Source organism: Bacillus sp. WMMC1349 (assembly GCF_013155385.1).
Taxonomy (GTDB): Bacteria; Bacillota; Bacilli; order Bacillales; family Bacillaceae; genus Bacillus.
In genome coordinates this window covers 1,335,841-1,360,527 of the sequence record NZ_JABJUQ010000007.1, presented here as the reverse complement: position 1 = coordinate 1,360,527, position 24,687 = coordinate 1,335,841, and the positions used below count along the sequence as shown (strand labels likewise).

25 protein-coding genes and 1 pseudogene are annotated in these 24,687 nt (G+C 38.5%); 8 read left to right on the top strand and 18 right to left on the bottom strand.

Annotated features, from left to right (window positions below):
* The first annotated feature begins 1 nt into the window (after position 1).
* Positions 2 to 1,669: a ribonuclease J1 gene (rnjA, locus tag HOO54_RS09265; RefSeq protein WP_172294547.1), complete on the top strand. Its 1,668-nt coding sequence runs from the start codon at positions 2 to 4 to the stop codon at positions 1,667 to 1,669.
* A gap of 45 nt (positions 1,670 to 1,714) precedes the next feature.
* Here rnjA and ade read toward each other — a convergent pair whose 3' ends face one another.
* The 4 genes and pseudogenes from ade to HOO54_RS09245 form a co-directional block, all read right to left on the bottom strand.
* Entirely contained in the window at positions 1,715 to 3,442 is a 1,728-nt protein-coding gene (gene ade / locus HOO54_RS09260; protein ID WP_172294545.1) for an adenine deaminase, read from the bottom strand.
* A 115-nt stretch (positions 3,443 to 3,557) separates the two neighbouring features.
* Positions 3,558 to 4,220 carry a potassium channel family protein gene (locus tag HOO54_RS09255; protein WP_172294543.1) on the bottom strand — a complete coding sequence of 221 codons (663 nt, stop codon included), beginning with the start codon at positions 4,218 to 4,220 and terminating at the stop codon, positions 3,558 to 3,560.
* A 68-nt stretch (positions 4,221 to 4,288) separates the two neighbouring features.
* A pseudogene (locus tag HOO54_RS09250) lies at positions 4,289 to 5,597 on the bottom strand (ATP-binding protein).
* Between the two features lie 309 nt (positions 5,598 to 5,906).
* Positions 5,907 to 6,194 carry a transcriptional regulator AbhA gene (locus tag HOO54_RS09245; RefSeq protein ID WP_172294541.1) on the bottom strand — a complete coding sequence of 96 codons (288 nt, stop codon included), beginning with the start codon at positions 6,192 to 6,194 and terminating at the stop codon, positions 5,907 to 5,909.
* Between the two features lie 286 nt (positions 6,195 to 6,480).
* Here HOO54_RS09245 and mreBH point away from each other — a divergent pair, with 286 nt between their 5' ends.
* The 3 genes from mreBH (at position 6,481) to HOO54_RS09230 (ending at position 9,180) form a co-directional block, all read left to right on the top strand.
* Positions 6,481 to 7,488: a rod-share determining protein MreBH gene (gene mreBH, locus HOO54_RS09240; protein WP_172294540.1), complete on the top strand. Its 1,008-nt coding sequence runs from the start codon at positions 6,481 to 6,483 to the stop codon at positions 7,486 to 7,488.
* A 72-nt stretch (positions 7,489 to 7,560) separates the two neighbouring features.
* Complete coding sequence (locus HOO54_RS09235) at positions 7,561 to 7,692, top strand: protein YkpC (protein WP_172294539.1); 132 nt, start codon at positions 7,561 to 7,563, stop codon at positions 7,690 to 7,692.
* Positions 7,693 to 7,947: 255 nt separating this feature from the next.
* Positions 7,948 to 9,180, top strand: coding sequence for an aminopeptidase (locus tag HOO54_RS09230; protein WP_172294538.1), 1,233 nt, complete (start codon positions 7,948 to 7,950; stop codon positions 9,178 to 9,180).
* A gap of 77 nt (positions 9,181 to 9,257) precedes the next feature.
* On the opposite strand, the gene HOO54_RS09225 is transcribed toward HOO54_RS09230, so the two are convergent.
* On the bottom strand, positions 9,258 to 10,877 hold the full coding sequence (locus HOO54_RS09225; RefSeq protein ID WP_172294537.1) for an ABC-F family ATP-binding cassette domain-containing protein: 1,620 nt from the start codon (positions 10,875 to 10,877) through the stop codon (positions 9,258 to 9,260).
* 147 nt (positions 10,878 to 11,024) lie between these two features.
* Here HOO54_RS09225 and HOO54_RS09220 point away from each other — a divergent pair, with 147 nt between their 5' ends.
* Both HOO54_RS09220 and HOO54_RS09215 read left to right on the top strand, forming a co-directional pair.
* Positions 11,025 to 11,267: a hypothetical protein gene (locus HOO54_RS09220; protein WP_172294536.1), complete on the top strand. Its 243-nt coding sequence runs from the start codon at positions 11,025 to 11,027 to the stop codon at positions 11,265 to 11,267.
* 12 nt (positions 11,268 to 11,279) lie between these two features.
* Entirely contained in the window at positions 11,280 to 11,549 is a 270-nt protein-coding gene (locus tag HOO54_RS09215) for a hypothetical protein (RefSeq protein ID WP_172294535.1), read from the top strand.
* 40 nt (positions 11,550 to 11,589) lie between these two features.
* Here HOO54_RS09215 and lepB read toward each other — a convergent pair whose 3' ends face one another.
* From lepB to HOO54_RS09195, 4 genes are all read right to left on the bottom strand, one after another.
* Complete coding sequence (lepB, locus tag HOO54_RS09210; protein WP_172294534.1) at positions 11,590 to 12,141, bottom strand: signal peptidase I; 552 nt, start codon at positions 12,139 to 12,141, stop codon at positions 11,590 to 11,592.
* A 135-nt stretch (positions 12,142 to 12,276) separates the two neighbouring features.
* Positions 12,277 to 14,160, bottom strand: a complete 1,884-nt coding sequence (locus HOO54_RS09205) for a PTS fructose transporter subunit IIABC (protein WP_172294533.1) — start codon at positions 14,158 to 14,160, stop codon at positions 12,277 to 12,279.
* 13 nt (positions 14,161 to 14,173) lie between these two features.
* Positions 14,174 to 15,085, bottom strand: a complete 912-nt coding sequence (pfkB, locus tag HOO54_RS09200) for a 1-phosphofructokinase (protein ID WP_172294532.1) — start codon at positions 15,083 to 15,085, stop codon at positions 14,174 to 14,176.
* Positions 15,082 to 15,837, bottom strand: coding sequence for a DeoR/GlpR family DNA-binding transcription regulator (locus HOO54_RS09195; protein ID WP_172294530.1), 756 nt, complete (start codon positions 15,835 to 15,837; stop codon positions 15,082 to 15,084). Before HOO54_RS09195 ends, pfkB begins: the two co-directional genes overlap by 4 nt.
* Positions 15,838 to 16,392: 555 nt before the next feature.
* Between HOO54_RS09195 and HOO54_RS09190 the strand changes: the two genes are divergently transcribed.
* Complete coding sequence (locus HOO54_RS09190) at positions 16,393 to 17,109, top strand: cytochrome c biogenesis CcdA family protein (RefSeq protein WP_172294528.1); 717 nt, start codon at positions 16,393 to 16,395, stop codon at positions 17,107 to 17,109.
* 95 nt (positions 17,110 to 17,204) lie between these two features.
* Here HOO54_RS09190 and yknW (HOO54_RS09185) read toward each other — a convergent pair whose 3' ends face one another.
* From yknW (HOO54_RS09185) to yknW (HOO54_RS09175), 3 genes are all read right to left on the bottom strand, one after another.
* The gene (gene yknW / locus HOO54_RS09185) at positions 17,205 to 17,903 is read right to left on the bottom strand and encodes a YknW family membrane protein (RefSeq protein WP_172294526.1); all 699 of its coding nucleotides are present in this window, start codon (positions 17,901 to 17,903) and stop codon (positions 17,205 to 17,207) included.
* Positions 17,904 to 17,997: 94 nt separating this feature from the next.
* Complete coding sequence (gene yknW / locus HOO54_RS09180; protein ID WP_172294524.1) at positions 17,998 to 18,654, bottom strand: YknW family membrane protein; 657 nt, start codon at positions 18,652 to 18,654, stop codon at positions 17,998 to 18,000.
* A 215-nt stretch (positions 18,655 to 18,869) separates the two neighbouring features.
* Positions 18,870 to 19,517: a YknW family membrane protein gene (yknW, locus tag HOO54_RS09175; RefSeq protein WP_172294522.1), complete on the bottom strand. Its 648-nt coding sequence runs from the start codon at positions 19,515 to 19,517 to the stop codon at positions 18,870 to 18,872.
* A gap of 324 nt (positions 19,518 to 19,841) precedes the next feature.
* Here yknW (HOO54_RS09175) and HOO54_RS09170 point away from each other — a divergent pair, with 324 nt between their 5' ends.
* Positions 19,842 to 20,222 carry a Rok-like winged helix domain-containing protein gene (locus HOO54_RS09170; protein WP_172294520.1) on the top strand — a complete coding sequence of 127 codons (381 nt, stop codon included), beginning with the start codon at positions 19,842 to 19,844 and terminating at the stop codon, positions 20,220 to 20,222.
* A 31-nt stretch (positions 20,223 to 20,253) separates the two neighbouring features.
* Here the strand turns inward: HOO54_RS09170 and moaD are convergent, their stop codons facing one another.
* The 6 genes from moaD to mobA are packed head-to-tail and all read right to left on the bottom strand — an operon-like array spanning position 20,254 to position 24,390.
* Positions 20,254 to 20,487, bottom strand: a complete 234-nt coding sequence (moaD, locus tag HOO54_RS09165) for a molybdopterin converting factor subunit 1 (protein WP_172294518.1) — start codon at positions 20,485 to 20,487, stop codon at positions 20,254 to 20,256.
* A complete protein-coding gene (locus HOO54_RS09160) occupies positions 20,480 to 20,977 on the bottom strand; it encodes a molybdenum cofactor biosynthesis protein MoaE (RefSeq protein WP_172294516.1) in 498 nt (165 codons plus the stop codon). Before HOO54_RS09160 ends, moaD begins: the two co-directional genes overlap by 8 nt.
* Positions 20,956 to 21,492, bottom strand: a complete 537-nt coding sequence (gene mobB / locus HOO54_RS09155; RefSeq protein ID WP_172294514.1) for a molybdopterin-guanine dinucleotide biosynthesis protein B — start codon at positions 21,490 to 21,492, stop codon at positions 20,956 to 20,958. Before mobB ends, HOO54_RS09160 begins: the two co-directional genes overlap by 22 nt.
* Positions 21,459 to 22,751 (bottom strand): molybdopterin molybdotransferase MoeA, encoded by a 1,293-nt coding sequence (locus tag HOO54_RS09150; RefSeq protein ID WP_172294512.1) that lies wholly within the window; start codon positions 22,749 to 22,751, stop codon positions 21,459 to 21,461. Before HOO54_RS09150 ends, mobB begins: the two co-directional genes overlap by 34 nt.
* An 18-nt stretch (positions 22,752 to 22,769) precedes the next feature.
* Positions 22,770 to 23,780 (bottom strand): MoeB/ThiF family adenylyltransferase, encoded by a 1,011-nt coding sequence (locus tag HOO54_RS09145; protein ID WP_172294510.1) that lies wholly within the window; start codon positions 23,778 to 23,780, stop codon positions 22,770 to 22,772.
* A gap of 31 nt (positions 23,781 to 23,811) precedes the next feature.
* Complete coding sequence (gene mobA, locus HOO54_RS09140; protein ID WP_172294508.1) at positions 23,812 to 24,390, bottom strand: molybdenum cofactor guanylyltransferase; 579 nt, start codon at positions 24,388 to 24,390, stop codon at positions 23,812 to 23,814.
* Positions 24,391 to 24,687 lie beyond the last annotated feature (297 nt).

The window sequence follows — 24,687 nt, the reverse complement described above, 5'->3', positions numbered from 1 at the left end:
AATGAAATTTGTTAAAAACGATCAAACAGCCGTATTTGCCTTGGGAGGTCTAGGTGAAATTGGCAAAAACACGTATGGTGTGCAATTTCAAGATGAAATGATCCTGATTGATGCAGGAATTAAGTTTCCTGAGGATGAATTGCTTGGCATCGATTATGTGATTCCGGATTACACTTATTTAGTTAAAAATGAAGATAAGATTAAAGGACTATTCATCACTCATGGACACGAAGACCATATCGGCGGTATTCCATACCTGCTTAAACAGGTCAATATTCCTGTCTATGGTGGACAGCTGGCGATCGGTCTTTTACGAAAAAAACTTGAAGAACATGGTCTACTTCGACAAACTAAGCTGCATCTGATCGGAGAAGAAGATATTGTAAAATTCAGAAAAACTTCTGTTTCTTTTTTCAGAACAACCCATAGTATTCCGGATTCTTACGGAATTGTCGTGAAAACGCCACAGGGAAATATCGTACATACCGGCGACTTTAAATTTGATTTTACTCCGGTAGGCGAACCTGCCAACCTAACAAAAATGGCTGAGATCGGAAAAGAAGGTGTGCTTTGTCTCTTATCGGACAGTACGAATAGTGAAATACCCGACTTTACTATGTCAGAGCGCAAAGTTGGCGAAAGCATTGACGATATTTTCCGTAAAGTGGAGGGCAGAATCATTTTTGCCACTTTCGCCTCAAACATCCATCGCCTTCAACAAGTCATTGAGTCGGCTGTTGCAAACGGCCGGAAAGTGGCTGTATTTGGACGAAGCATGGAATCAGCTATTGAAATTGGACAAACACTTGGATATATAAAATGTCCAAAAAATACATTTATCGAAGCCAATGAGATCAACAGACTTCCCGCTGGCAAAGTGACGATTCTTTGTACTGGAAGTCAAGGTGAACCGATGGCTGCCCTTTCTAGAATAGCGAATGGCACACATCGGCAAATTTCTATTAATCCCGGGGATACGGTTGTTTTCTCATCATCGCCGATTCCCGGAAATACGATCAGTGTCAGCCGGACCATTAACCAACTCTATCGTGCCGGTGCAGATGTAATTCACGGTTCCCTAAATAATATTCATACGTCAGGACATGGCGGTCAAGAAGAACAAAAACTGATGCTTCGCCTGATTAAACCAAAATTCTTTATGCCTATTCACGGTGAATACAGAATGCAAAAAATGCATGTCAAATTGGCGACAGATTGCGGAATACCTGAAGAAAACTGTTTTATCATGGACAATGGTGAAGTACTTGCTTTAACAAATGAAGAGGCTTCTATCGCTGGAAAAATTCCATCTGGCAATGTCTATATTGATGGAAGCGGAATTGGCGATATCGGTAATATTGTCTTGCGTGATCGGAGGATTCTTTCTGAAGAAGGACTCGTAATTGTTGTTGTCAGCATAAATATGAAAGAGTTCAAAATTTCCGCGGGACCTGATCTCATCTCTAGAGGATTTGTTTACATGAGAGAATCTGGTGATTTGATTAATGATGCCCAAGAACTGATCTCCGGACACCTTCAAAAGGTGATGGAACGCAAAACAACACAGTGGTCTGAAATCAAAAATGAAATTACAGACACGCTTGCACCTTTCTTATATGAAAAAACAAAACGGCGACCGATGATTCTGCCAATTATTATGGAAGTATAAATAGACAAATGAAAGCCAGTGGACAGCTGTCCACTGGCTATTTGTCTATTTTTGAATTGGAATATGCTTGAACGCTCTGACATCAAACAATCCGTTTGTCGTTATTTTGATTTCAGGAATGACAGGCAATGCTAAAAAAGATAGTGTTAAAAACGGATTAAATGTTTCAGAAAACCCCGTTTGTTTTAAGGCTTCTTCAAGAGTTACTAAGCTTTCGTTCACTTCTTGCAGTGGCTTGTCTGACAAAAGACCAGCAATTGGCAAGGCAACAGAATGGAGCACTCTTCCCCCTTTTGAAACAGTCAGCCCTCCCCCGATTTTACCGAGTCTGTCGACTGCCGCTAATATATCATCGTCATTTGTTCCGATAACGATCAAATGATGAGAATCATGAGAAATTGTTGTAGCGATCGCACCATTTTTTATCCCAAATCCTTTTACAATCCCAAGGCCGATCTCCTTTATCCCTTGATGTCGTTCAATAACTGCGATTTTTAACAGATCTTTTTTAGGGTCTGCCTTGAAAAACACTTGATCTTTTGCCGGCTGTTCCAAAATGAGTTTTGTCACAAGTTGGTTAGGGATAATCTCGATCACATGCAGATCTTTATTTTGACATAGCGGTATTTGAAGATCTTCCTCATTCAAACCCTGAGCCAAACGGACAGATTGCAGCAGCTTTGAGTCTGCTTGGATGCTAGGTAGCACACCTTCATCTTCTTCACGGTAAATCACACCAGAGATCATTGTCTCATTAATTTTCACCTGATGTAAATCACTAATAAAGAGAAGGTCCGCATCATAACCAGGGGCGACCGCTCCCTTTGTTGTTAAACCGTAACACTCAGCCGCATTGAAGCTCCCCATTTGATAAGCCAAAAATGGGTCAAGCCCCTGTTGAATCGCCAGTTTTACTTGATAGTTAATACTTCCTTCCTCAATCAGTTCAAGCAAATGTTTATCATCTGTACAAAAAAAGAAACGCCTGACATTTTTTTCGTTAACAGCAGGTAACACTTTAGAAACATTTTTAGCAGCAGATCCTTCTCTCAGCATGACGTACATCCCTCGACTGATTCTATCAAGGGCTTCTTCTGGTGTTGTGACTTCATGATCGGTTAAAACACCTGCCGCTCGATAAACATTGACAAACTTAGCTGAAAGACCTGCCAAATGACCATCAATCCATTTGCCTGCGGTATGGGCATCCATTATTTTTTGCGTCATTTCTTCATCTGCATTTTCGACTGACACATAGTCCATGACTTCTGCAAGCCCAAGAACTTCTTTATAACGATAAAATGGTTGTAAATCTTTAGCATGTAAAACCGCTCCCGATGTTTCCAATGCTGTTGCTGGCACACTAGACGGGAGCATAAAATAAATGTTCAATGGTGTTAAACGAGCCTGTTCCAACATAAAATGAATCCCTTTAACACCTGCGACATTAGCAATTTCATGAGGATCTGTCATAACGGTCGTCACTCCATGAGGAATGACTGCTTTAGCAAACTGAGGCGGTGTGACCATTGAAGACTCGATATGGACATGACCGTCAATAAAGCCCGGAACAATCATTTGCCCTTTGGCATCAATGGTTTCTTTTCCCTCATAATCACCTAAACCGACAATCACACCATTTGTAATCGCAATATCTGTCTCAATCCATGTTTGATTGAAAACATCCATGACTTTCCCATTTTTGACCACAGTATCAGCTTTCTTACGATGACTGGCAGTGTCAAGCCGGTCGATCAACCTCTTTTTGTCCAAAGCTATTCGATCCTCTCTAGTTAATAGTATTTAGTTCAATATCCTATCGGAATTCCATGATTCAGTCAATTAAAAAACCGTAAGCTAAATAGTAGCTTACGGGTCGGTTTTAATATTAATGCTGTAGGACTTTTTTTTCAAATCTTGTGATATCAGGAATAGAACCAATCACAATTAATACGTCTTCTTTTTGAATTTCTTCTGTAGCAAGCGGGGAAACGATGACATCTTTTCCGCGTTTGATGGCAACAATATTGATTCCATATCGTGCACGAATATCAAGATCAAGCAATGTATTACCTGCTAATTTGCCATTTGCCACAATCTCTACAATGCTGTGTTCATCAGATAATTCGAGATAATCCAGAACATTGTTTGACACAATGTTATGGGCGATGCGTTTCCCCATTTCATGTTCTGGATGAACGATTCGATCAGCTCCAATCTTCGAAAGCACCTTTTCATGATAATCATTTTGAGCTTTAACCGTAATCATTTTAACCCCGAGTTCTTTCAATATAATCGTAGTTAAAATACTTGCTTGAATATTTTCGCCAATGGCTACGATAACATGGTCAAAATTACGCAGTCCAAGATTTTTAAGCACAGATTCATCTGTTGTATCTCCTATCACAGCATGTGAAGCAATTTTTGCATATTCATTCACACGATCCTCGTCTTTATCGATCGCCATGACCTCAAGTCCTTCTTCACTTAGTGCCTTGCAAATGCTTCCGCCAAACCGGCCAAGTCCAATTACTGCAAATTCTCTTTTCATCGGTAATTCCTCCATGGATCAATCTTTAACAAATTCTATCACACGAAAAAATATTTTTCCTCTTTTTTTCATGATATCGTTTGAGGGCAACACTCTGTGTTTTCAAGTGGTAGCAAAATATGAAATGTACTGCCCTTGCCCAATTCACTGTCAATCTTCATTTCACCATGATGAGCACTAATAATATTAAAACAAATGGTCAATCCCAGCCCTGTTCCTTCTTTCTTTCTTTGTTGAAAAGAAAGGCTTGCCAAGTTTGTTTAAATGATCCTGTGCTATTCCAGTTCCTTCATCCTTAAAACTGATTTTCGCATAGTTTCCTTCCTTTTTCGTAGAAACCGTGATTTTCCCGCCATCAGGCATTGCTTCAATCCCATTCTTAATTAAGTTGATAAACACCTGCTTAATTTGGTTTTCGTCACCATTTACTTGCAAACTTTCTTCGGTATGAAACACTTTTTCAAGTTTAATATGAGAAAGAACGGCATTTGTTTCAAGCAAGGTGATGACCTGCTCAAGCACCGAATGAATATTGACTTTTTTAAACTTTACCTGATGAGGTTTTGCTAAAACGAGCAGTTCACCTAATACAGAATCAATCCGTTTAATTTCAGAAAAAATAATATCAAAATAATCGCTTCTGTCAGGGTACTCTGATTTCATTAACTGTAAGAAACCATTAACACTTGTCAGTGGATTTCTGACCTCATGTGCAATTCCAGCTGCAAGTTGCCCTGCCATCGCTAGCTTTTGTGACTGCATAGCCAAACGCTGGTTTGATTTAAACAGTTCCATTTCAGTTTTCTTTCGTTCCGTTACATCTGTCAGTGTCCCTAAACTCCCAATGAATTGACCATTTTTATAATATAATTTATAGTGAACTTCACCCCAAAATTTACTGCCATTTTTACGATGATACATCACTTCAATTCTACCTTCAGACTGTTTGTTTTCCAAATGAGAGACGAGATGATTTGTGACTCGCTCCTCTTGATCAAAATAGTCGTTATACATGGTTCCAAGACTTTCTTCAATACTATAGCCAGTCAAATTGGTCCATGGTTGATTTAAAAAAGTAATGAATCCTTTTTTGTCTGTTTGGAACACAATTTCCTGAAGGTTATCCATAATTCGTTTTGTTTCATCTGAGAGTTCTTTATATTTTTTCTCGCTTTCCTTCAATTTATGGACAAGCTGATTTGATTCATCAATATAAAGAGTGAGCCACCAGACACTGATCAATGTCACCATTGTAAATAGTACATCAACAGGCCAATTAATTTTATTCCCTAGTATCCCATAAAATAAATAATTCCAAAACATGATAAAGGTCATTGCTAACAAGGTCGCAATGATCCGCCCTTGATATCTTTTCATTCCCCCACCTGCCACTCGTGTTTCTCAGTTTATTGTAACATTGTTTACGTTATCTTTTTAGAGGTTGTTTAAATAGATCTTGTTTTCACAAAAAAATTTTTGATGATCATATCTCACATTAGCATACAAATTACAAGTGCCGACAAACCAGATTGCTCATAATGTACGAAATATTCGCAAATTTTTTTATTGATTTTCTCACCTTGGATGCAATTTAGCTCATCTGGAGGGTTTTTTATACATCGCTGAATGCAACCTAGGATTCTATTCTATTAAAAAACCCTGCCGGATGAAAGGCAGGGGAAATGATTATGCTTTCGATTGGTTTAGTGTTGCTTGAATTTCTTCTAGCAACAATTTGGCACCTTCAGGACTCAGTGTTATTTTTCCATTCGTGTATTCGTGGTTTTCTGACATAATTTCTCCTGTCATCAGACAAACTCCATGAGGTTTATACTTCTTCATCACAATTTTATCTTCATCGACAAAGAACTCAATGCTGTCCTTGATCGCTATCCCTAGTGCTCTCCTTAGCTCAATCGGCATCACGATCCGACCGAGTTCATCTACTTTTCTTACAACTCCAATTGCTTTCAAAACATTCGCCTTCTTCCTATATTTATATCTATTCTAAGATATTATTCTTAGCATAACGATAGACGTACAACCATTAAAAAAAGTTTCCCTAAAAATTCACGTCATAAAAAATAAAACATTTTTTATATTGTAAATATGAGTCTATCGTTTTACAAATTTTTTTCAAAACGTCACAAACCCCCAAAAATAGAGTTTTTTTTGAGATAATCTAAATGGAGTTCTTTTTTCAGCATGAAAAAACATTTCGTTTTTCCAAAAAATTTAAAATAGAGATAGGGTGGAAATCATGTTTCAAACAACTGAAATCGGAATTGATTTAGGAACTGCAAACATATTAGTTTACAGTAAAAGCAAAGGTATCGTTTTTAATGAACCATCAGTTGTCGCCATTGATAAGGCAACAAAAACCGTTTTGGCAGTAGGAACTGAAGCGAAAAGCATGATTGGTAAGACACCGAATAAAATTGCGGTGATAAGGCCAATGAAAGACGGCGTTATCGCTGATTATGAAATGACAACAGACCTCTTAAAACAGATCATGAAGAAAGCCGGTAAAAATATTGGACATACCTTTAGAAAACCGAGTGTTGTCGTCTGTACGCCATCAGGATCTACCGCCGTTGAAAGACGAGCGATCAGCGATGCGGTCAAAAACTGTGGAGCCAAACATGTTCATTTAATTGAAGAACCTTTAGCTGCTGCAATTGGAGCAGATCTGCCCGTTGATGAACCAATTGCAAATGTTGTTGTAGATATTGGAGGAGGCACTACAGAAGTAGCGATTATTTCTTTCGGAGGCGTTGTATCCTGCCATTCCATTCGTATTGGCGGTGACCAACTTGATGAAGATATTATCATGTTTGTTAGAAAAAAGTATAATTTATTAATCGGTGATCAAACCGCAGAAGAAATCAAGATGAATATTGGGTATGCTTTAATTAAACATGAAACGAAAGCGATGGAAATTAGAGGCCGTGATCTTGTGACCGGTCTACCTAAAACGATTACACTTCAATCCATTGAAATCCAGGAAGCTATGCGTGAATCGCTTCTTCAGATGCTTGAAGCCATTAGAGCTACGCTGGAAGACTGCCCTCCAGAACTCAGCGGAGATATTGTTGACCGCGGTGTCATTTTGACAGGGGGAGGAGCACTTTTAAACGGTATACAAGAATGGCTCACTCAAGAAATCGTGGTTCCGGTACATATCGCTGCAAATCCATTAGAATCGGTTGTAATTGGTACTGGTCGTTCTCTTGAAGTCATTGATAAATTACGGAAAGTCGCTAAGTAATTTAAAATATACGTCTTTTTTAAACACTTCCTTCATATTGTGAAAAATGGAGTCATGATAAGGAGGAAAAACATGCTGAGAGATCTAGGGAGACGTGTAGCCATCACAATGATTTTGAGCAGTATTATTCTCGGGGGGATCAGCATATCACTGGCTAATATGCCGTCCCCCCCTGCAGATCAAACCAGCAAAATCAATCGCTAAATAAGGCGACAGCTGTCTAAAAGCCCTTTTTCAACATAAATCAGGGGAATTGCGAGACTCCTGCGGAAACAGCGAGCCAGGCGAGACCCAAGAGGAGCAAGGAACGAGCTCCGAGGAGGCTCGCGGATCGCCCGCGGAAAGCGAGCAAATTCCCCAATTTTTATTCATCCACACGACTTTCAGGACAGCCCGTCTTTTTTTCTTTTCCAGCTAATATTTGATATGATGTTTAAGATACTAAAGGAGGTTTTGCAGATGAATACATTTACCAATAATTTAAACAAATATGCACAGCTCGTCACAGAAGTCGGTGTAAATGTTCAAAAAGGACAACAAGTCGTGATCAATGTCTCAACAGAAGTTCGCGATTTCGCCCGTCTCCTTGTGAAAAACGCATATCAAAGAGGTGCAAAACATGTAACAGTCCGTTGGCAGGATGATGTTGTGACAAGGTTGAAATATGAACTCGCCCCTTCTGAAAGCTTTGAGGAGTATCCTGAATGGGAAGCGAAAGGACTTGAAACACTCGCGAAGGAAGGTGCTGCCTTTATTACTGTTGTCTCCTCAAGTCCTGATCTTTTGAAAGGAATCGATTCAAAACGAATTTCTACACAGCAAAAAACAACTGGAAAAGCACTCTATACATATAAACAAGCTATTCTATCTGATAAAGTCAGCTGGACGGTGGTCGCTGCACCTTCACCTAGTTGGGCAAAAAAGGTTTTTCCAGAGTTAAGCGAAACAGAAGCAGTAACAAAACTTTGGGATGAAATTTTCAAATCAACCCGTGTAGATCAGAAAGACCCTGTTCTAGCATGGAAAGAACATGACCAAGCACTTTCTGAAAAAGTCAGTTTGTTAAACGAAAAACATTTTCAAACCCTTCACTATCAAGCAAAAGGAACTGATTTGACCATTGAGCTCCCAGAAAAACACCTGTGGGTCGGAGCCGGCAGCATGAATGATAAAGGTGTTCCTTTCATGGCCAATATGCCGACAGAAGAAGTATTTACCGCTCCTAAAAAAGATGGCGTGAATGGAACGGTTTCAAGCACAAAACCATTGAGCTATGCTGGAAACATCATTGAAAACTTTACATTGACGTTTGAAAACGGAAGGATTACTGATATAAAAGCTAAACATGGTGAGAACATTTTAAAAGAATTGATCGAAACAGATGAAGGATCACATTATTTAGGTGAAGTTGCCTTAGTCGCTCACAATTCACCAATTTCCCAATCCAATATTTTATTTTATCATACATTGTTTGATGAAAATGCTTCAAACCACCTCGCCATTGGAAGTTCATATTCCTTTAATATTGAAGGCGGGAAACAAATGACACATGAAGAACTTGCTCAAAACGGTTTGAATCAAAGTATCACCCATGTTGATTTTATGATTGGTTCTGGAGAGATGGATATTGATGGAATAACGGCTGACGGAAAAAAAGAAGCCATCTTCCGCAACGGTGAATGGGCTTTTTAAAACCTTAAACATTCAAAAAAGCTAGTCGATAAAGCCGGTTTTTCACGACTTTGTCAACTAGCTTTCATTATACTTGCTCAACCATATAATTCAGTCAATTTATCTTGGACTGTCCGATCTTCTAAAAACTGATCATAACTCATTTGTTTATCAACGATACCATTTGGCGTGATCTCAATAATGCGATTGGCAATCGTTTGGACAAACTGATGATCGTGAGAAGTAAATAACATGGCTCCTTTAAAACTGATCAAGCCATTATTTAATGCTGTAATTGATTCAAGATCGAGATGGTTTGTCGGTTCATCCAACATTAAAACATTCGCTCCAGAAAGCATCATTTTCGAAAGCATACAGCGGACTTTTTCTCCTCCTGAAAGGACGCTTGCTTTTTTCAACACTTCTTCTCCTGAAAACAACATTCGCCCTAAAAACCCGCGAAGAAAACTTTCACTTTGGTCATTTGGTGAAAACTGGCGAAGCCAATCAACAAGATTTAGCTCACTGTTCTCAAAAAATTCGCTATTATCTTTCGGGAAAAATGCCTGAGAAGTTGTTACCCCCCATTTAAATGTTCCATTGTCAGGCTCCATTTCTCCTGCCAAAATTTTAAAAAGCGTTGTCGTTGCTAGTTCGTTCCGTCCTGTAAATGCGATCTTATCATCTTTATTCATCATAAAACTCACGGAATCAAGTACTTTTACACCATCAATCGTTTTCGAAAGATCCTGGACGACAAGCACATCATTACCAATCTCACGTTCTGGGGAAAAATTGACATACGGATATTTTCGTGATGATGGCTTTATATCATCCAGCGTAATTTTTTCAAGCAACTTTTTCCTTGAAGTTGCTTGTTTTGACTTTGAAGCATTTGCACTAAATCTGGCGACAAACTCTTGCAACTGTTTAATTTGTTCTTCTTTTTTCTTATTGGCTTCCTGTGCCATTTTTAGTGCGAGCTGGCTTGATTCATACCAAAAATCATAGTTTCCGACATAAACCTGAATTTTATTAAAATCTAAATCAGCAATATGTGTGCACACTTTATTTAAAAAGTGACGATCATGCGAAACAACGATTACGGTATTCTCAAAGTTGATTAAAAACTCTTCAAGCCATTGGATCGCTTGAATATCTAAGTGGTTTGTCGGCTCGTCCAAGAGAAGAACATCCGGTTTTCCAAACAGCGCTTGAGCTAGCAAAACTTTAACTTTTTCAGCTCCGCCCAAATCTGCCATTTTCTTTTCATGAAGATCTTCAGAAATCCCTAGTCCTTTCAGTAAAATTGCGGCTTCTCCTTCGGCTTCCCAGCCGTTCAATTCCGCAAACTCTCCTTCAAGTTCAGCCGCACGAATACCGTCTTCATCAGAAAAATCAGCTTTCATGTAAATCGCGTCTTTTTCTTGCATCACTTCATAGAGACGCTTATGCCCCATGATCACAACTTTTAATACTTCAAATTCCTCATACTCGAAATGGTTTTGTTTCAGGACGGCTAGACGTTCACCAGGACTCATATGAACATCGCCTGTCTGAGGCTCAATTTCACCAGATAAAATTTTCAAAAACGTTGATTTACCTGCTCCATTTGCACCAATTAAACCGTAACAGTTTCCAGGTGTAAATTTAATATTGACATCTTCAAATAGTTTCCGATCCGCAAACCGTAAACTAACATTACTCACAGCTATCATTGAATATCCTCCATCATTATACTTCTTAAAGAAGTATAACACGAATATTCCCGAAGAGAAACGCCTTGCTTTGCATCAATCAAAATCAATTATTGCATTTAAATGATGACAATATGTTACAATTAATGAAGAATGGAGGGTGGGAAAATGAATTTAAAAGATGATCCAGATATTAGAAAATGGGTGAACAACAGACCATGGCAGGCGTTTTTCATTTCATTTGCTATGGTGATATCAACAATGTCGATTGGCCTGTTCAAAGGCTTTTATATGTGGACAATAGAATTCCTTATCTTTTCCTGTCTTTTAATTGGCTTCGGTCTTCTTGTAGGATGGCTCCAAAAGATATATTATAAAAAAGTAATGTTTGGAGAAAAAACGGACCATTAGACGGAGGAAAATATGAAGCTTATCACTTTGACTGAATACTGTATGTTTATTTTTTTTGCTGGAGTTTATGTTGCAGTGACCGGTTTTACCGCCCGAGATCTTGGCCTTTATCTTGGTTTTGCGCTAATTTACACATTTGTGCATATTGCAGCGAAGCGATTCCTGACAAAGCGGGGAAAAGAGGCCTCGGAAATCCGGATTTTGTACAGTGTTTTACTCATTACAGCATCAGTATTTATGACTGTGCTGTGTATCGTCGTCCTGTACTCACTATCATCCTGATGATAAAATGCCTGTTTGTCCAAATGGACATCAGGCATTTTCAGTCTGTTTTACGGATTTCATTTAATGGAAAAAACACAAATTGTGATGTCCCGGCAACTCGATCTTTATCAATCATCCCCAGTCCGTTCCGACTATCCATTGATCTTTGACGATTATCACCCATAACAAAATACTTGCCTTCAGGGACTTTTACAGGTCCAAAATCATCCGTTAGTATACCGCTGACTGCTTTACGCTTCTCTGAAAGATATGGCTCGGCTACTTTTTTTCCGTTAATATAAAGTGTATCATTTTTCACTTGCACTGTATCATGCGGCAGACCGATGAGACGTTTTACATAATGAATATTTTTTTCATCTCCATCAATAATCACGATATCTCCCCGATTAAATTCACCAATGTATTTCACCGTTTTATAAACGAATAACCGTTCACCATCATGTAATGTCGGATCCATCGATGTCCCTTCCACTAAATACGGTTCAAATAAAAAGATACGGATCACAACGGCCAAGACAATGGCAATGATAATGGCTTTAAACCATTCAAAAAGAGAACTCTTTTTTTTGGCGGATTTTTCCTCAGTCAATATTCTTCCTCCTAAAACAGTCTGTCAAATCTAAACAATCGACTTTCTTATACTTTATCATATGTTATAGATGAATACATAATTTTGAAACTGTTCATAAAAAAGAAGTGCCGCAAAAGCGACACTTCACACTGTTTATGCTTCTTTCGGAACCGGTTTTTTCAATATACCCAGGATGAGAGCTGTGACAACCGATCCGATCAAAATACTGAGAATATATAAAAACCAGTGATTCGTTGTAAAGATAACAAACAATCCACCGTGCGGTGCAGGAAGCGTGACATTGAAAAGCTGTGACAAACCACCGCCGACTGCTGAACCGATAATACATGCCGGAAGAACCCGAGCCGGATCAGCTGCCGCAAACGGAATGGCACCTTCGGTAATAAATGATGCGCCCATAAAGTAGCAAGTAATCCCTGCTTCACGGTCACGTTTTGTGAATTTGTTTCTAAAGAATGTTGTTGCCAGTGCGATACCAAGCGGCGGAACCATACCGCCTGCCATAATTGCCGCATGCGGTCCAAAGTTTCCAGCATCAATCATCGCAATCCCAAAAGTAAAGGCCGCTTTGTTGATCGGACCACCCATATCAACTGCCATCATAGCGCCTAGTATAATACCCATTAATACAAGGTTTCCTGTACCAAGTGCTTCTAGCCAATTTGTCATACCAGTCATAATCCTACTGACAGGAGGATTGACAACATAGTGCATAATTGCGCCCGTTAAGAAAATCCCAAATAGCGGATAAATTAAGACCGGTTTTAATCCTTCAAGTGTTTGTGGAAGTCCAGCAAATACCTTTTTCAAAAGAAGGATAATATAACCTGCTAAGAAACCGGCGATTAATCCACCTAAGAAGCCCGCATTTCCTTGCGTCGCCATAAAACCACCGACCATACCAGGTGCAAATCCAGGACGATCCGCAATACTCATCGCAATAAATCCGGCTAAGACGGCAACAATTAATTTCATGGCATTACCGCCACCGATATCCATCAATGTAGCTGCAAATTCATTATAAGTCGGATGATTGGGATCTGCTGATTTAATTCCCCAGAAGAACGAAATCGCAATTAAAATTCCGCCTCCGACAACAAATGGGAGCATGTTGCTGACACCGCTCATCAAATGTTTATAAAAGCCGCCGACGCCTTTTGCAGCTCCATCATCATCGGCTGCTGCTTTGCCGCCTGTTCCTTTATAGATTGGTGCATCCTGTTTTAACGCTTTCTCAATCAGTTCTTTCGGACGTCTAATTCCAGCAGTAACTGGGACTTCAATGACATGCTTTCCTGCAAAACGATCCATTTCTACTTGCTTGTCCGCCGCCACAATGATTGCCACAGCATCCTCAATGTCCTGTGGAGTTAACGCGTTTTTAATTCCTCCTGAACCGTTTGTTTCTACTTTAATGTCCACACCGAGTTCTTTTGCCTTTTCTTTCAAAGCGTCCGCTGCCATAAAGGTGTGGGCAATTCCTGTTGGACATGCTGTAACTGCAAGAACTTTTCCTTTTGCAGATGGAGTCCTAGACTCTTCAGCCTGCTCGTCTTCATCATCTTTATCATGCTGGTTAATAATATCGATGATTTCTTCTTCTGTTCCTGCGTTTAGGAGTTTTTTACGAATTTCTTCTCTCATTAATAAAGTTGACAGTCTTGATAATGCTTCAAGGTGGGTATTATTGGCTCCTTCAGTGGCAGCAATCATGAAAACTAAATGGCTTGGTTGTCCATCCAATGATTCATAATCAACACCTGCTGTTGAGCGACCAAAAGCAATCGCTGGTTCTTTAACACTTGCTGTTTTCGCGTGCGGAATCGCAATCCCTTCACCGATTCCTGTTGAGCTTTGCTTTTCACGATTGATAACAGCTGCTTTATAGCCTGCTTTATCACTCAGTTTTCCAGCCTGATCCAAAACTGTTACAAGTTCATCAATAACATTTTCTTTCTGGCTGCTCTCAAGGTTTAACTTGATGGTTTGCTTCGTTAGTAACTCTGTTATTTTCATAACCTTTCCTCCTTTAGATGGCTCTGATTTGAACTTCAGGAAGTAACTTTTGGACCAGTTCTTCTGTTCCTAATTCTTCCGAAAATGCTGTAGCACTACCTGAGGCGACTCCTAAGCGAAATGCTTCTGTAATATCAAGCTGTTTTTGGATACCGGCAAGAAATCCGGCAACAACTGAATCACCAGCTCCAACAGAATTAACAAGCTTTCCTTTCGGAGTATTTGCATAATAAACTTGATCTTTTGTAAATAGAAGAGCACCTTCACCAGCCATTGATACAATGGCATTTTCCGCCCCTTGTTCAATCAATTTTTTTCCGTATGGGATCGCATCTTCTACAGTGTTGATCGTTGTTTCAAACATTTCACCAAGTTCATGGTGATTTGGCTTCATTAACAGTGGATTCATTTCAGCCGCTTTCAAAAGTGCTTCACCTGAAATATCCACAACAACCCGGACATTTTGCTTGCTGCATGCTTCAGCAATTTTCTGATAGGTGTCTTGCGGTAATGACGCTGGAATGCTTCCCGCCATCACAACAATATCCCCTTCTTTCAGCGCGGAAAATTGCGCTAGAAACTCTCGGAAATCTGCTTCGCTAATGGCAGGTCCTTGGCCGTTTATCTCCGTTTCATCTCCGGTTTTCAACTTGATATTGATCCGGGTATCTCCCTTTACTTCATGAAAAGCTGTTTCAAGCTTCTCTTCTTCGAGAAAGGATCTAATATAGTCCCCGGTAAAACCGCCAACAAAACCAAGAACTTTTGATGGGACATCATGTCTGTTTAATACCCTTGAGACATTAATACCCTTACCACCGGGATATTTCGTATCATAAGCTGAACGATTTAACCCGCCTAATGAAAATGATTCGACATGGACAATATAGTCGACCGATGGATTGAGTGTTACAGTATAAATCATGATTTCACTACCTTTACGACAGTTTTTTCTTGATAGTTATCAAATGAATGTTTGCCAGATCCTGCTGTAATGATAGCTGCGTCGTCTAAACTTGCAAAGGCAGAAAAAGAAATCTCTCCAAACTTTGAAGCATCAGCTAAAATAAAAGCTTGTTTCGCCTGCTGAATCGCCTTCGTTTTCAACAGCGCTTCATCAGGGTCAGGAGTGGTGTAACCCGCTTCCTTATGAATCCCATTGACACCGAGAAAACTTTTATCAAACCGATATTGGCTAATGGACGTTAAAGCAGAACCGCCAAGAATTGCCCCTGTTTTTTGCTTGACATAGCCACCTAATAAATAAAATTTGATTCCTTTTTTCATGAGTGGCTCGATATGCATGATTCCATTAGTGACGACAATAATATCCTTCTCTTGATCTATAAAATCGATCATTTGTAATGTCGTCGTTCCAGCATCAAGGTATATGCAATCACCTTCTTCAAGCAATGCAGCAGCTTCTTGGGCAATTTTTTTCTTGTCATGAAGGTTTTTGGATGATTTCTCAAGCATATCCGGTTCTTTCCGAATATCGGAAATCTTAGATGCTCCTCCATGAACACGCTTTAAGTATCCACGAGCTTCAAGTGTTGATAAATCCCTTCTGATCGTTGATTCAGAGGCATTTGTTAAATTCATTAAAGATTGAATTTTCACGACATCATCCTGCTCTATCTTATCAATGATGAGCTGATGTCGTTCAGGAGTAAGCACATAATCACCCCTTTTTGGAAACGCATTCATTTTGCTTACAATGTCATTGTAAACGCTGTTTCGACAAAAATCAACAAAAATCTTTCAAATTCATTCAATAACCATCAAAATCTTTCACATTTTATCATCTTAACTTGATGTGTTCTATTTGTAAACTAGATAAACAATGACAATTCGCAAAAATATGTGACATTACAATTATTCTCTAATTCGTTTTAATCATTCTCTAAAAAGAAATTTGGGTAAAAAAGGAGAGGGAACTGACCGGAAGTTGTTCATGTACATATACACATGAATGAAAGTGAATCACTCGGCTAAATCTTGTGTTGTGCTTTCTGAAGGCTTAGTAGTACCGATCAAACAAAGAAGAAAGACGTGTAAAATCGATCATGACGAACAGCTTATCATTTCTGACAGAAAACATTTCCCTAATATTGTGGTAGACAATCCATTATATGTAATGGTAACGTTGTCTATAGAAATGGTGAATGAACGAAGTTAAGTTAAATTGATCTATTTCGCATTTAGAATAACTTTAGAAAAGGAGTCAATATGATGGAACAAGTTACTTGGTGGTTAGCTTTTGGCGGCGGTTTGCTATCATTTGTTTCTCCATGTTGCTTACCTCTTTATCCTTCATTTCTTTCTTATATAACTGGTATATCTGTTAACGATTTAAAACATCATAAATCAACCAGTATCACAAGAGCTGTTTGTATTCATGCCTTATCTTTTTTAGTAGGATTCTCCTTCATTTTTTATGTGTTGGGGTTCTCGACAAGTTCAATTGGCAGAATTTTTGCCGAGAATCAAACTTTAATCCGAATGCTTGGTGGAATTTTTGTTACAATCATGGGATTGTTTTTGTTAGGGATTTTCCAACCAAAATTCATGCTGCAAGAACACCGCTTTGCTTTTAGAAAGGGGAAAATCGGAATACTTAATTCAATGTTGATCGGAATTATCTTTGCTGCTGGGTGGACTCCTTGTATCGGACCTATATTTGGAGCAATTATATCGACTAACATCGCATCCCCTGCTAACACACCAGCTGATACATTTATTAATGTGACAGCCTATTCTTTAGGTTTTGGCATTCCATTTTTACTTATGTCATTTTTTATTGGAAAAATAAAGATTTTTCTTAAGTACTCTAATCTTTTTATGAAAATTGGCGGGGGTATTCTTATTATTGTTGGCGTACTTTTGTACACCAACAAAATGATGTGGATTAATATATGGTATTCTAACCTTACTGGTTTTTTATCGTGATCTCCGTAAAAAAAGATGGCAAAATGACGCCATCTTTTTTGATTATCGGTGACTTGCTACTCCTCTTGGTTTTCCTAGCCCGAGGATATCGAATTTTATAGAGTATAAAACGGTTTAAAGAGAGAGTTGATCGATTCAAAGATATCTACAATAGCCATCAATAGCTGGACCACCAAAAACGCAATGGCCAATATGATGAACAAAAAACCAAGCAATATTAAAAATAACACTGCAATACCAACCCATGAAGACGTTTTTGAAGCTTCGGCTGTTTTTTGCAAACCGATCGCTAATAATATAAGCGTCCAGATTAAAAAAATATCAAATATTCCTAAAAATCCCGTTAAATAGTTATTGGCTGGAACGAAGCCTGTAAGAGAAATGTAGGAAAATACGTCTGGTGATGTATTTGAAAAATATTTGATGAGTGCAACGATGAGATCCTTCATTGCTGTTAAAAAGTATACATGAATAAATAAAGAAAACACACAGGCAAAATTAGTTTTACCACGTCCCAATTTAGCGATCATCCATAATATTAATGTAATGATCACAAATAGCAGAATAGGGTTAACAGTACCATGAATAACATAACTTCCAAAAGATCGCTCTCCATTATAAAGCTTTGGATAATTTAATCTGTTAAAATAATCAGCCAGAGAAGATAACACCAACACGATGATGAGCGGCAGCCAAATCGTTGGTCTTTCTTTTATTCTCTCAAACTGCCTGACAGGATGTGTGATGATGCCTAGTAATGATGGCTTCTTTATGTCTGTTTTCTCTACACTCACTTTTTGACCCTCCTAATATTTCTTTGTTTAAGCCAACTTAATATGTTTGCAAATGTAAAACTCGAGATCTACAACTAAGCAGCTGCCTATTACGTCAATTGATCATTAGTAACAAACCATATAAATAACCTAGGAGCAACGATAAAGCAAACAAAATGGCAACACCAATCCATGATGCCACCTTTGAAGCTCCAGCAGTTTTTTGTAAACCAATAGCAGTTAATACTAAATTCCAGATCGTAAAAATATCAATCATCAACAATACCATCACAAATGGCAGATCAACTTCAATGTATCCTGACAAATTAGTTAGCATTAATGGGTCTAGTGAACCTTTAAAGTAGCATGCAATACTGATCATTAAACTTGAAATTGCAGTCACAATGGAAATATAAATAGACAAAGAAAACATTGTGACAAAATTAGTTTTCCCACCGCCAATTTTGGCAATGAGCCATAACACTAAGGCACTGATTACATAAGAAAAAGCATATCGAAAACTGCCGATGACAATCAAAATGCCATAAAGGAAATATTTTCCTGCCCCCTCTAGATTAATATTAACAAACACAGAATGATCATCTGGAAATTTTAAATCCAAGAAGAAATCAGCTGCGGAGCATAATATCGCTACTATAACCAATGGTAGCCAAACCGTTGGTCTTTCTCTGATTCTATTAAACTGTTTGACAGGATTTGTGATGATACCAAACAATGATGGCTTTTTTAGTTTTACTATTTCTTCATTCATTTTCTAGTTTCTCCTTCACTTTTCTTTAGATCAATCTCACAACTTTTTTAAGTTAACATAAAAAACAAGAGTTCAACTTTAAAATTAGCTTAAATTAAGTTTTAAGAGATAAAAAATACACCTCAATTTTTCTAAATTGAGGTGCACTTTATAGCAGTACAGGCAATACTGATCTGCATTTTTTCACAAGTTCTACATATATTTCTACGCACCCTTTACAATACTAAGATTGAAAGGATGAACGAGACAACCGTACTGATCCATGCAGACTTTTTAGAAATTCCACCGACTTTTTCAAAACCGATCGCTAATAAGAAAAAGCCTAAAATTGAAAACAGCTCAATTGAATTTAAAATACCAGTAAGTGGTGGTTTAGACGGTATAAGATGTGCTAGTGTTGTAACATTACCTTCTATATAATGATCAGTAAGATATATATAAATCCCTCTAATAAGTGTAGTAAAACTGAAAACAATACTAACGAACAACGACATTGATAACATTTTTAAATATGTAGTCGTACCACCTGATAATTTGACACAGAGCCAATATATAAATGAAGCAACTAAAACCAATATGATGCAAGCAATAATACTCCCTATGATCTGACTTATAAAATGAGCTTGCTCAGCATCAGGATTTTCTATGTACTCTTTTTGAAAATTTGTTGTTTTCATGAATTTCTCATAATCAATCTTCAAGCTAGCTAATGTAACTCCGACTAGATTAATAACGAGAACAATAATAAACGGTAGCCATATACTTGGCTTTTTACTCATTCGTTCAAAATGCACACCCGGTTTTAAAAACAACCCCAAAATAGAGGGTTTTTTGTCTAAGTGTTTTTCTAACTTCGTTTCCATCGTAAAAAACCTCCAACCTATTTACCTGATGATGTATGTGTAACTGACAAACTATAAGTTTTATTATACTTTAAATCTCGGTTGTATGCTTCCAAAATTTGATTTATTTTTTCAAAATACATCATCTGTTTCTTCACTTTCACTCATTTGAAGTTCCACTAGTCTCTAAATTAACGAACAGCAATCTAATCTATTCCTTCCGCTTATCTGATATTTCAAATACAAAAACTTTGAAAATCTTATAGGAAATTTTTTGATGTTTGAAGTAAAATGATGTAAAATAATAGAAAATGTTATCAAATTAGAGTGACGGAGTTGATTTCAATGTCGAATCGAGAGGCTTTAAAAAAACAGCTTCTCCACTTAGCTGAATTGGAACAAAAAGTCTGGAAGGATTATCGAAAGGAAAGGGAAGCCATTTATGCAAGATTAGAAGAGTTAGATCGAAATATCCGAAAACATAGACGTTCCAATAAAGAGTACTATGCAGCACATTGCGTTGAAATTATTAAACAACAAAAAGGAAACATTGTAACAACAAAAGAACTTAAAAAGAAATTAAAGGAGCGTACCCAATTTAATGTTCACCGTATTAGTGAGCTCTATGATCTGATCCAAAAAATAGAACCTAATATTTCCAAAGAACGGCGCGGATGTTTTCTTTATCTTGAAAATCATCCGAGAAACAATAGCAATCGGTTTTAGCTTTATGCTATACCGATTGCCAAACATTTTTTCATCCACCACTAACTGGAGGAATAAATGCAACAGTGTCACCTGACTTTACTTCACTATTTCCCCTCCGATATTCCTCATTAACAGCAACCATTGCCCGATCTATTCCTTGAAGATGATATGTTTCTTTCAAGTATAAAGTGATATCGTCTGTTGTCGTTTTTTCTTGATCAAAACAAATGCTCTGTGTACCAGCTTGTTCTGCAAGACTGGCAAATAAAAGAATGTTAATCAATTTCATCACCCCTTTTTCTGTCAGGAGAAACAGTTTTCATGCTCGGTTTTCCTTCAGGATAAGCAATTGTTTGGAGCTGATCACCAATCCAGGACTCGCCATCTTCCCAATACTCTTTTTTCCAAATCGGAACCATTTGTTTGATTCTTTCAATTGCGTACTCATTCGCTTCATAAGCCGCTTTTCGGTGAGGAGAAGAAACAGCGATGACAACAGCCGCTTCAGAAATATTAAGCCTCCCGATCCGATGGGTGATCGCCAGTTTTGTCCCCGGCCATTTTGTATTGATCTCATCGCCTATTTTCTTCAACATGTTGACTGCCATTGGAACATAGGCTTCATATTCTAGAAAAAGTGTCTTCTGCTGATTTGTCCATTCCCTCACTGTCCCAATAAATGTGGTAATGGCCCCAGCTTCTCTGCACTCAACTTTTTTAACGACATCTTCGATCACAATTGGTTTCTTGGTTATGTTAAATCGTTCAGGCAAGCGCCTTCCTCCTTCAAATAGTTGAATATATATGAAATTGCACTTGGATCTTTAATATGAAAAACAGGAAAATCTAATTGCGAAAGTTGCGGCTTTTGCTCTTGATATATCACAGCAATGATACCTTTTAATTGTACGAGTAATTGCCTGTCCTTTTCATCTCTGACCATGACGATTTTTGGATAGGCTGCTTGTTTAAATCCTTCGATTAACAGGCAGTCAATTGCTAAAAGCTCATAGATGGGAATGAGTTGTTCAAGCAGCAGATCTCTGTGTGCTGTTAGCTGAAAAACGCCACCACCTTCAACACCGGATATCGCTGAACCAGCCTCTAAATATCGGTTCGTATCCTTCCCTTTTGTTGCAGAGGCGAGCTCACCTCCATGACCATGATGTTTAAGACAACCGACTTTCATGTGCTGATGTGCAAGCCTTTTGATCAGCAATTCCATAAACGTTGTTTTACCGCTGTTTTGATAGCCTACGATCTGCAGGATTGGAAAATCTCGGGACACAATTGTTCACATCCGTTCTCATCTCTGTATAAGAGCACATTGACATGTTCTCCAGCTTGATAGCCCCTCGTGCCGCCTGGCAAAATGATAAGTCCATTTGCGATCGCAAGTGAAGTCACAACACCCGATTTATCCAATCCAACAGGTATAGCATGAAATATGCCATCTTTCACTGAAACATGCGCACGGACAAAACGGGTAAAAGGGTTCGGTTTAGGAAAACTCTTCATTAAAATAGCCTTTGCTGTTAAAGGATATGGTTTTTGATCAAGCAGCCATAGACGAATCAACAGCTTCACAAATAATTCAAACCCTACAAAACAAGCAGATGGGTTTCCTGACAGTCCAAATAACAATTTCCCGTTTACTTGAGCAACCGTTGTCACACTGCCAGGACGCATGCCTACTTTATTAAAAAGAACTTTTGCACCGAGTTTTTCATATATATCTGGCAAAAAATCAAAATCTCCAACAGAAACACCGCCGGTTGTAATTAGAAAATCTACTTGTTTAAGGGCTTTTTCAATGACTTCAAAACTTTCCTTCAATTGATCAGAAATCTTCCCTAAATAGAGAGGTTTACCGCCTGCTTCTTCAACTTGCGCAATTACCATGTTAGCATTGCTGTTGCGAATTTTGCCCGGAACAAGAGGATCGCTAACATTTAATAGTTCTGTACCAGTGGCAATAATACCAATCACCGGTTTTTTCACAACAGGAACAGTCGCATACCCAAATGTAGCAAGTAAGGCGATAACCCCTGGTGTAATTCTCGTTCCTTTCATTAAAAGAACCGATCCTTTTTCCGCATCCTCTCCCTTTTTTGAGATGTTTTCTCCAGACTGTACTGAACGTTTCAGTACCATATAGTTTTTTTCATTTTCTCTATATGTTTTAACAAGCTCCAACATGATAACAGCATCAGCCCCGTCAGGAATTTGTGCTCCCGTCATGATGCGAACTGCTTGAAAAGGACCAAGCTGTTTATGAGAAACAGCCCCAGCTCCGATATGATCAATGACTTCAAATTGAAGCGGATGATCCTTGGTGGCATCTACTGTGTCAGAAGCTCTAATGGCAAATCCGTCATATGGTGAGCGGTCAAAAGCAGGGACATGATGATCAGCTTTGACATCCTTTGCTAAATATCTGTGCAGACTGTCTTCCAATTGGACCCATTCTGTTTCCCCATGTTTCTGATATTGGACAACCGATTCAACAGCTTCAAAAACGGATATTGGCGTTCTTTTTTCAATCATTCCAAAAACCTCCTCACGCTACATACCGATCATTCTAGCTAACACCGAATTCGCTTCCTTTATATCATTCGTACCATGAACAAGTGCTCTTCCATCTTGAAAAATAACAATACGAAACGTTTCATATACGACATGAACAAGATAATCATTTGCATCTACTTTGCCAATTCCGTCCAGTTTTTGCATAAGCTCCTGTTTAGATAGACGTTTTAATCCTTCATTGCGAATCTGAACAGTGTCTCTTCCACAAAGGACCTCAGCTTTCTTTTGCTGTGAGTTTTGAAGACTTGGATACAGCTTTTGTCCGCAAGACGCACACTTTTCGTTCCGGGTTACTTTCATCTCAAAGTGGGTGTTTGTCCATAAATCAAATGTGACAAACGAAGTTTGGAGTGCTTCAGTTTGATTGGTTAAAAGTTTTAGTATTTCGGTCTGCTGAAAAGCCGACACCATTTGGACAGCAGGTGAAATGATGCCGGCAGTATCGCATGTCTCCCCACCAATTGGAATTTCTGCAAACAAACATCGTAGACAAGGTGTTTCCCCTGGAACAATGGTCATATACATTCCTTGGCTGCTAACACATGCGCCATAAACCCAGGGTTTGTTCAACTTTTGTGACAGATCATTAATCATCATACGGGTTTCAAAATTGTCCGTGGCATCAACAACGGCATCAGCTTCTTCTATTAATGGCAGCAATGTTTCGGCATTTCCTTCAGCAACATATGTATACAGTGTAACATCACGATTTATTTTTGAAAGACGGTTCTTAATTGCTATCGCTTTCGGTAAGCGATTTTCTGCATCTTTTTCCGTATAAAGCTGCTGCCTTTGTAAATTGCTCCATTCCACATAATCTCGATCTATAATAGATAAAACACCAACACCGGCACGAGTCAATCCTTCGGCAGCAGCTGTGCCAAGCGCTCCGGCTCCGACAACCAAAACATGACTTTTTTTCATGAGATCCTGCCCAACTTCTCCAATGTTTTGAAATCTGGTTTGTCTTGAATACCGTTCACACACCCAATAGCACCTCCTCTACTTTTTTACTTTTCTATCGTCCCTGCAATCCCTCTAAATCCGCTTTCTCATTAATGTTGAAAAACTCACTAGCCTTCGCTCCTATCGTCTCAGCGTGAATATATGTCACGCGAATGCGGGCAAGGAAGTCGCTTAATTTTAGTTCATTTTGACAAAGCTGTTCATATAAAATAGGTTTGACTCTTTTATGATAAACAGCCACAAGCGGCTGCACCTGTCCATTGGCAACAATCACAACAGCATCTGTTTCTAAAGACATTGATTTTTTTAAGGCTGTAATTGTATGTTGGCGAATAAGTGGCATATCACAGGCTAATACGACATAACAATCTCCATCCTGACGTTCCATCGCCGTATATATTCCAGCCAATGGCCCTTTTCCTTTAAATGGGTCAATATCTTCGATTACTGATATTTCTCCATTATTTTTGAACCGATCTAACAGTTCAGAATGGCTTAAGATTACCACTTTACCTCCCATAGCCTGTTTACACCACTGATAAAGAGATTTATTTCTCCACAAGGCAAAAGCCTTTGGTTCTCCAAAACGGCGGGATAATCCGCCAGCTAATAAAACATGAACGGGTTTCACATTCTCACCCTTTCGCAAAAGCAATCTACATATTGTAGTTGTAACATATTTTTGAGAATAGTGGGTGTGAAAAAAATCCGTTTCTATACTATTTTAAACTCAGGGCAATAATTTACAAATAAATTGAATCACTCTATTATAACTGTAAATAAAAAAAACTGTCTCCTCCAAAACTAAAATATGGAGGAAAGACAGCCGATATAAGCAATAAGCGGAATTGATCCCTAGATGGCGCTACAGCATGTTTATGTATTTTACAAAAAACTGCTTGAGTCGTGTACCTCAAGCAGTTTCTAA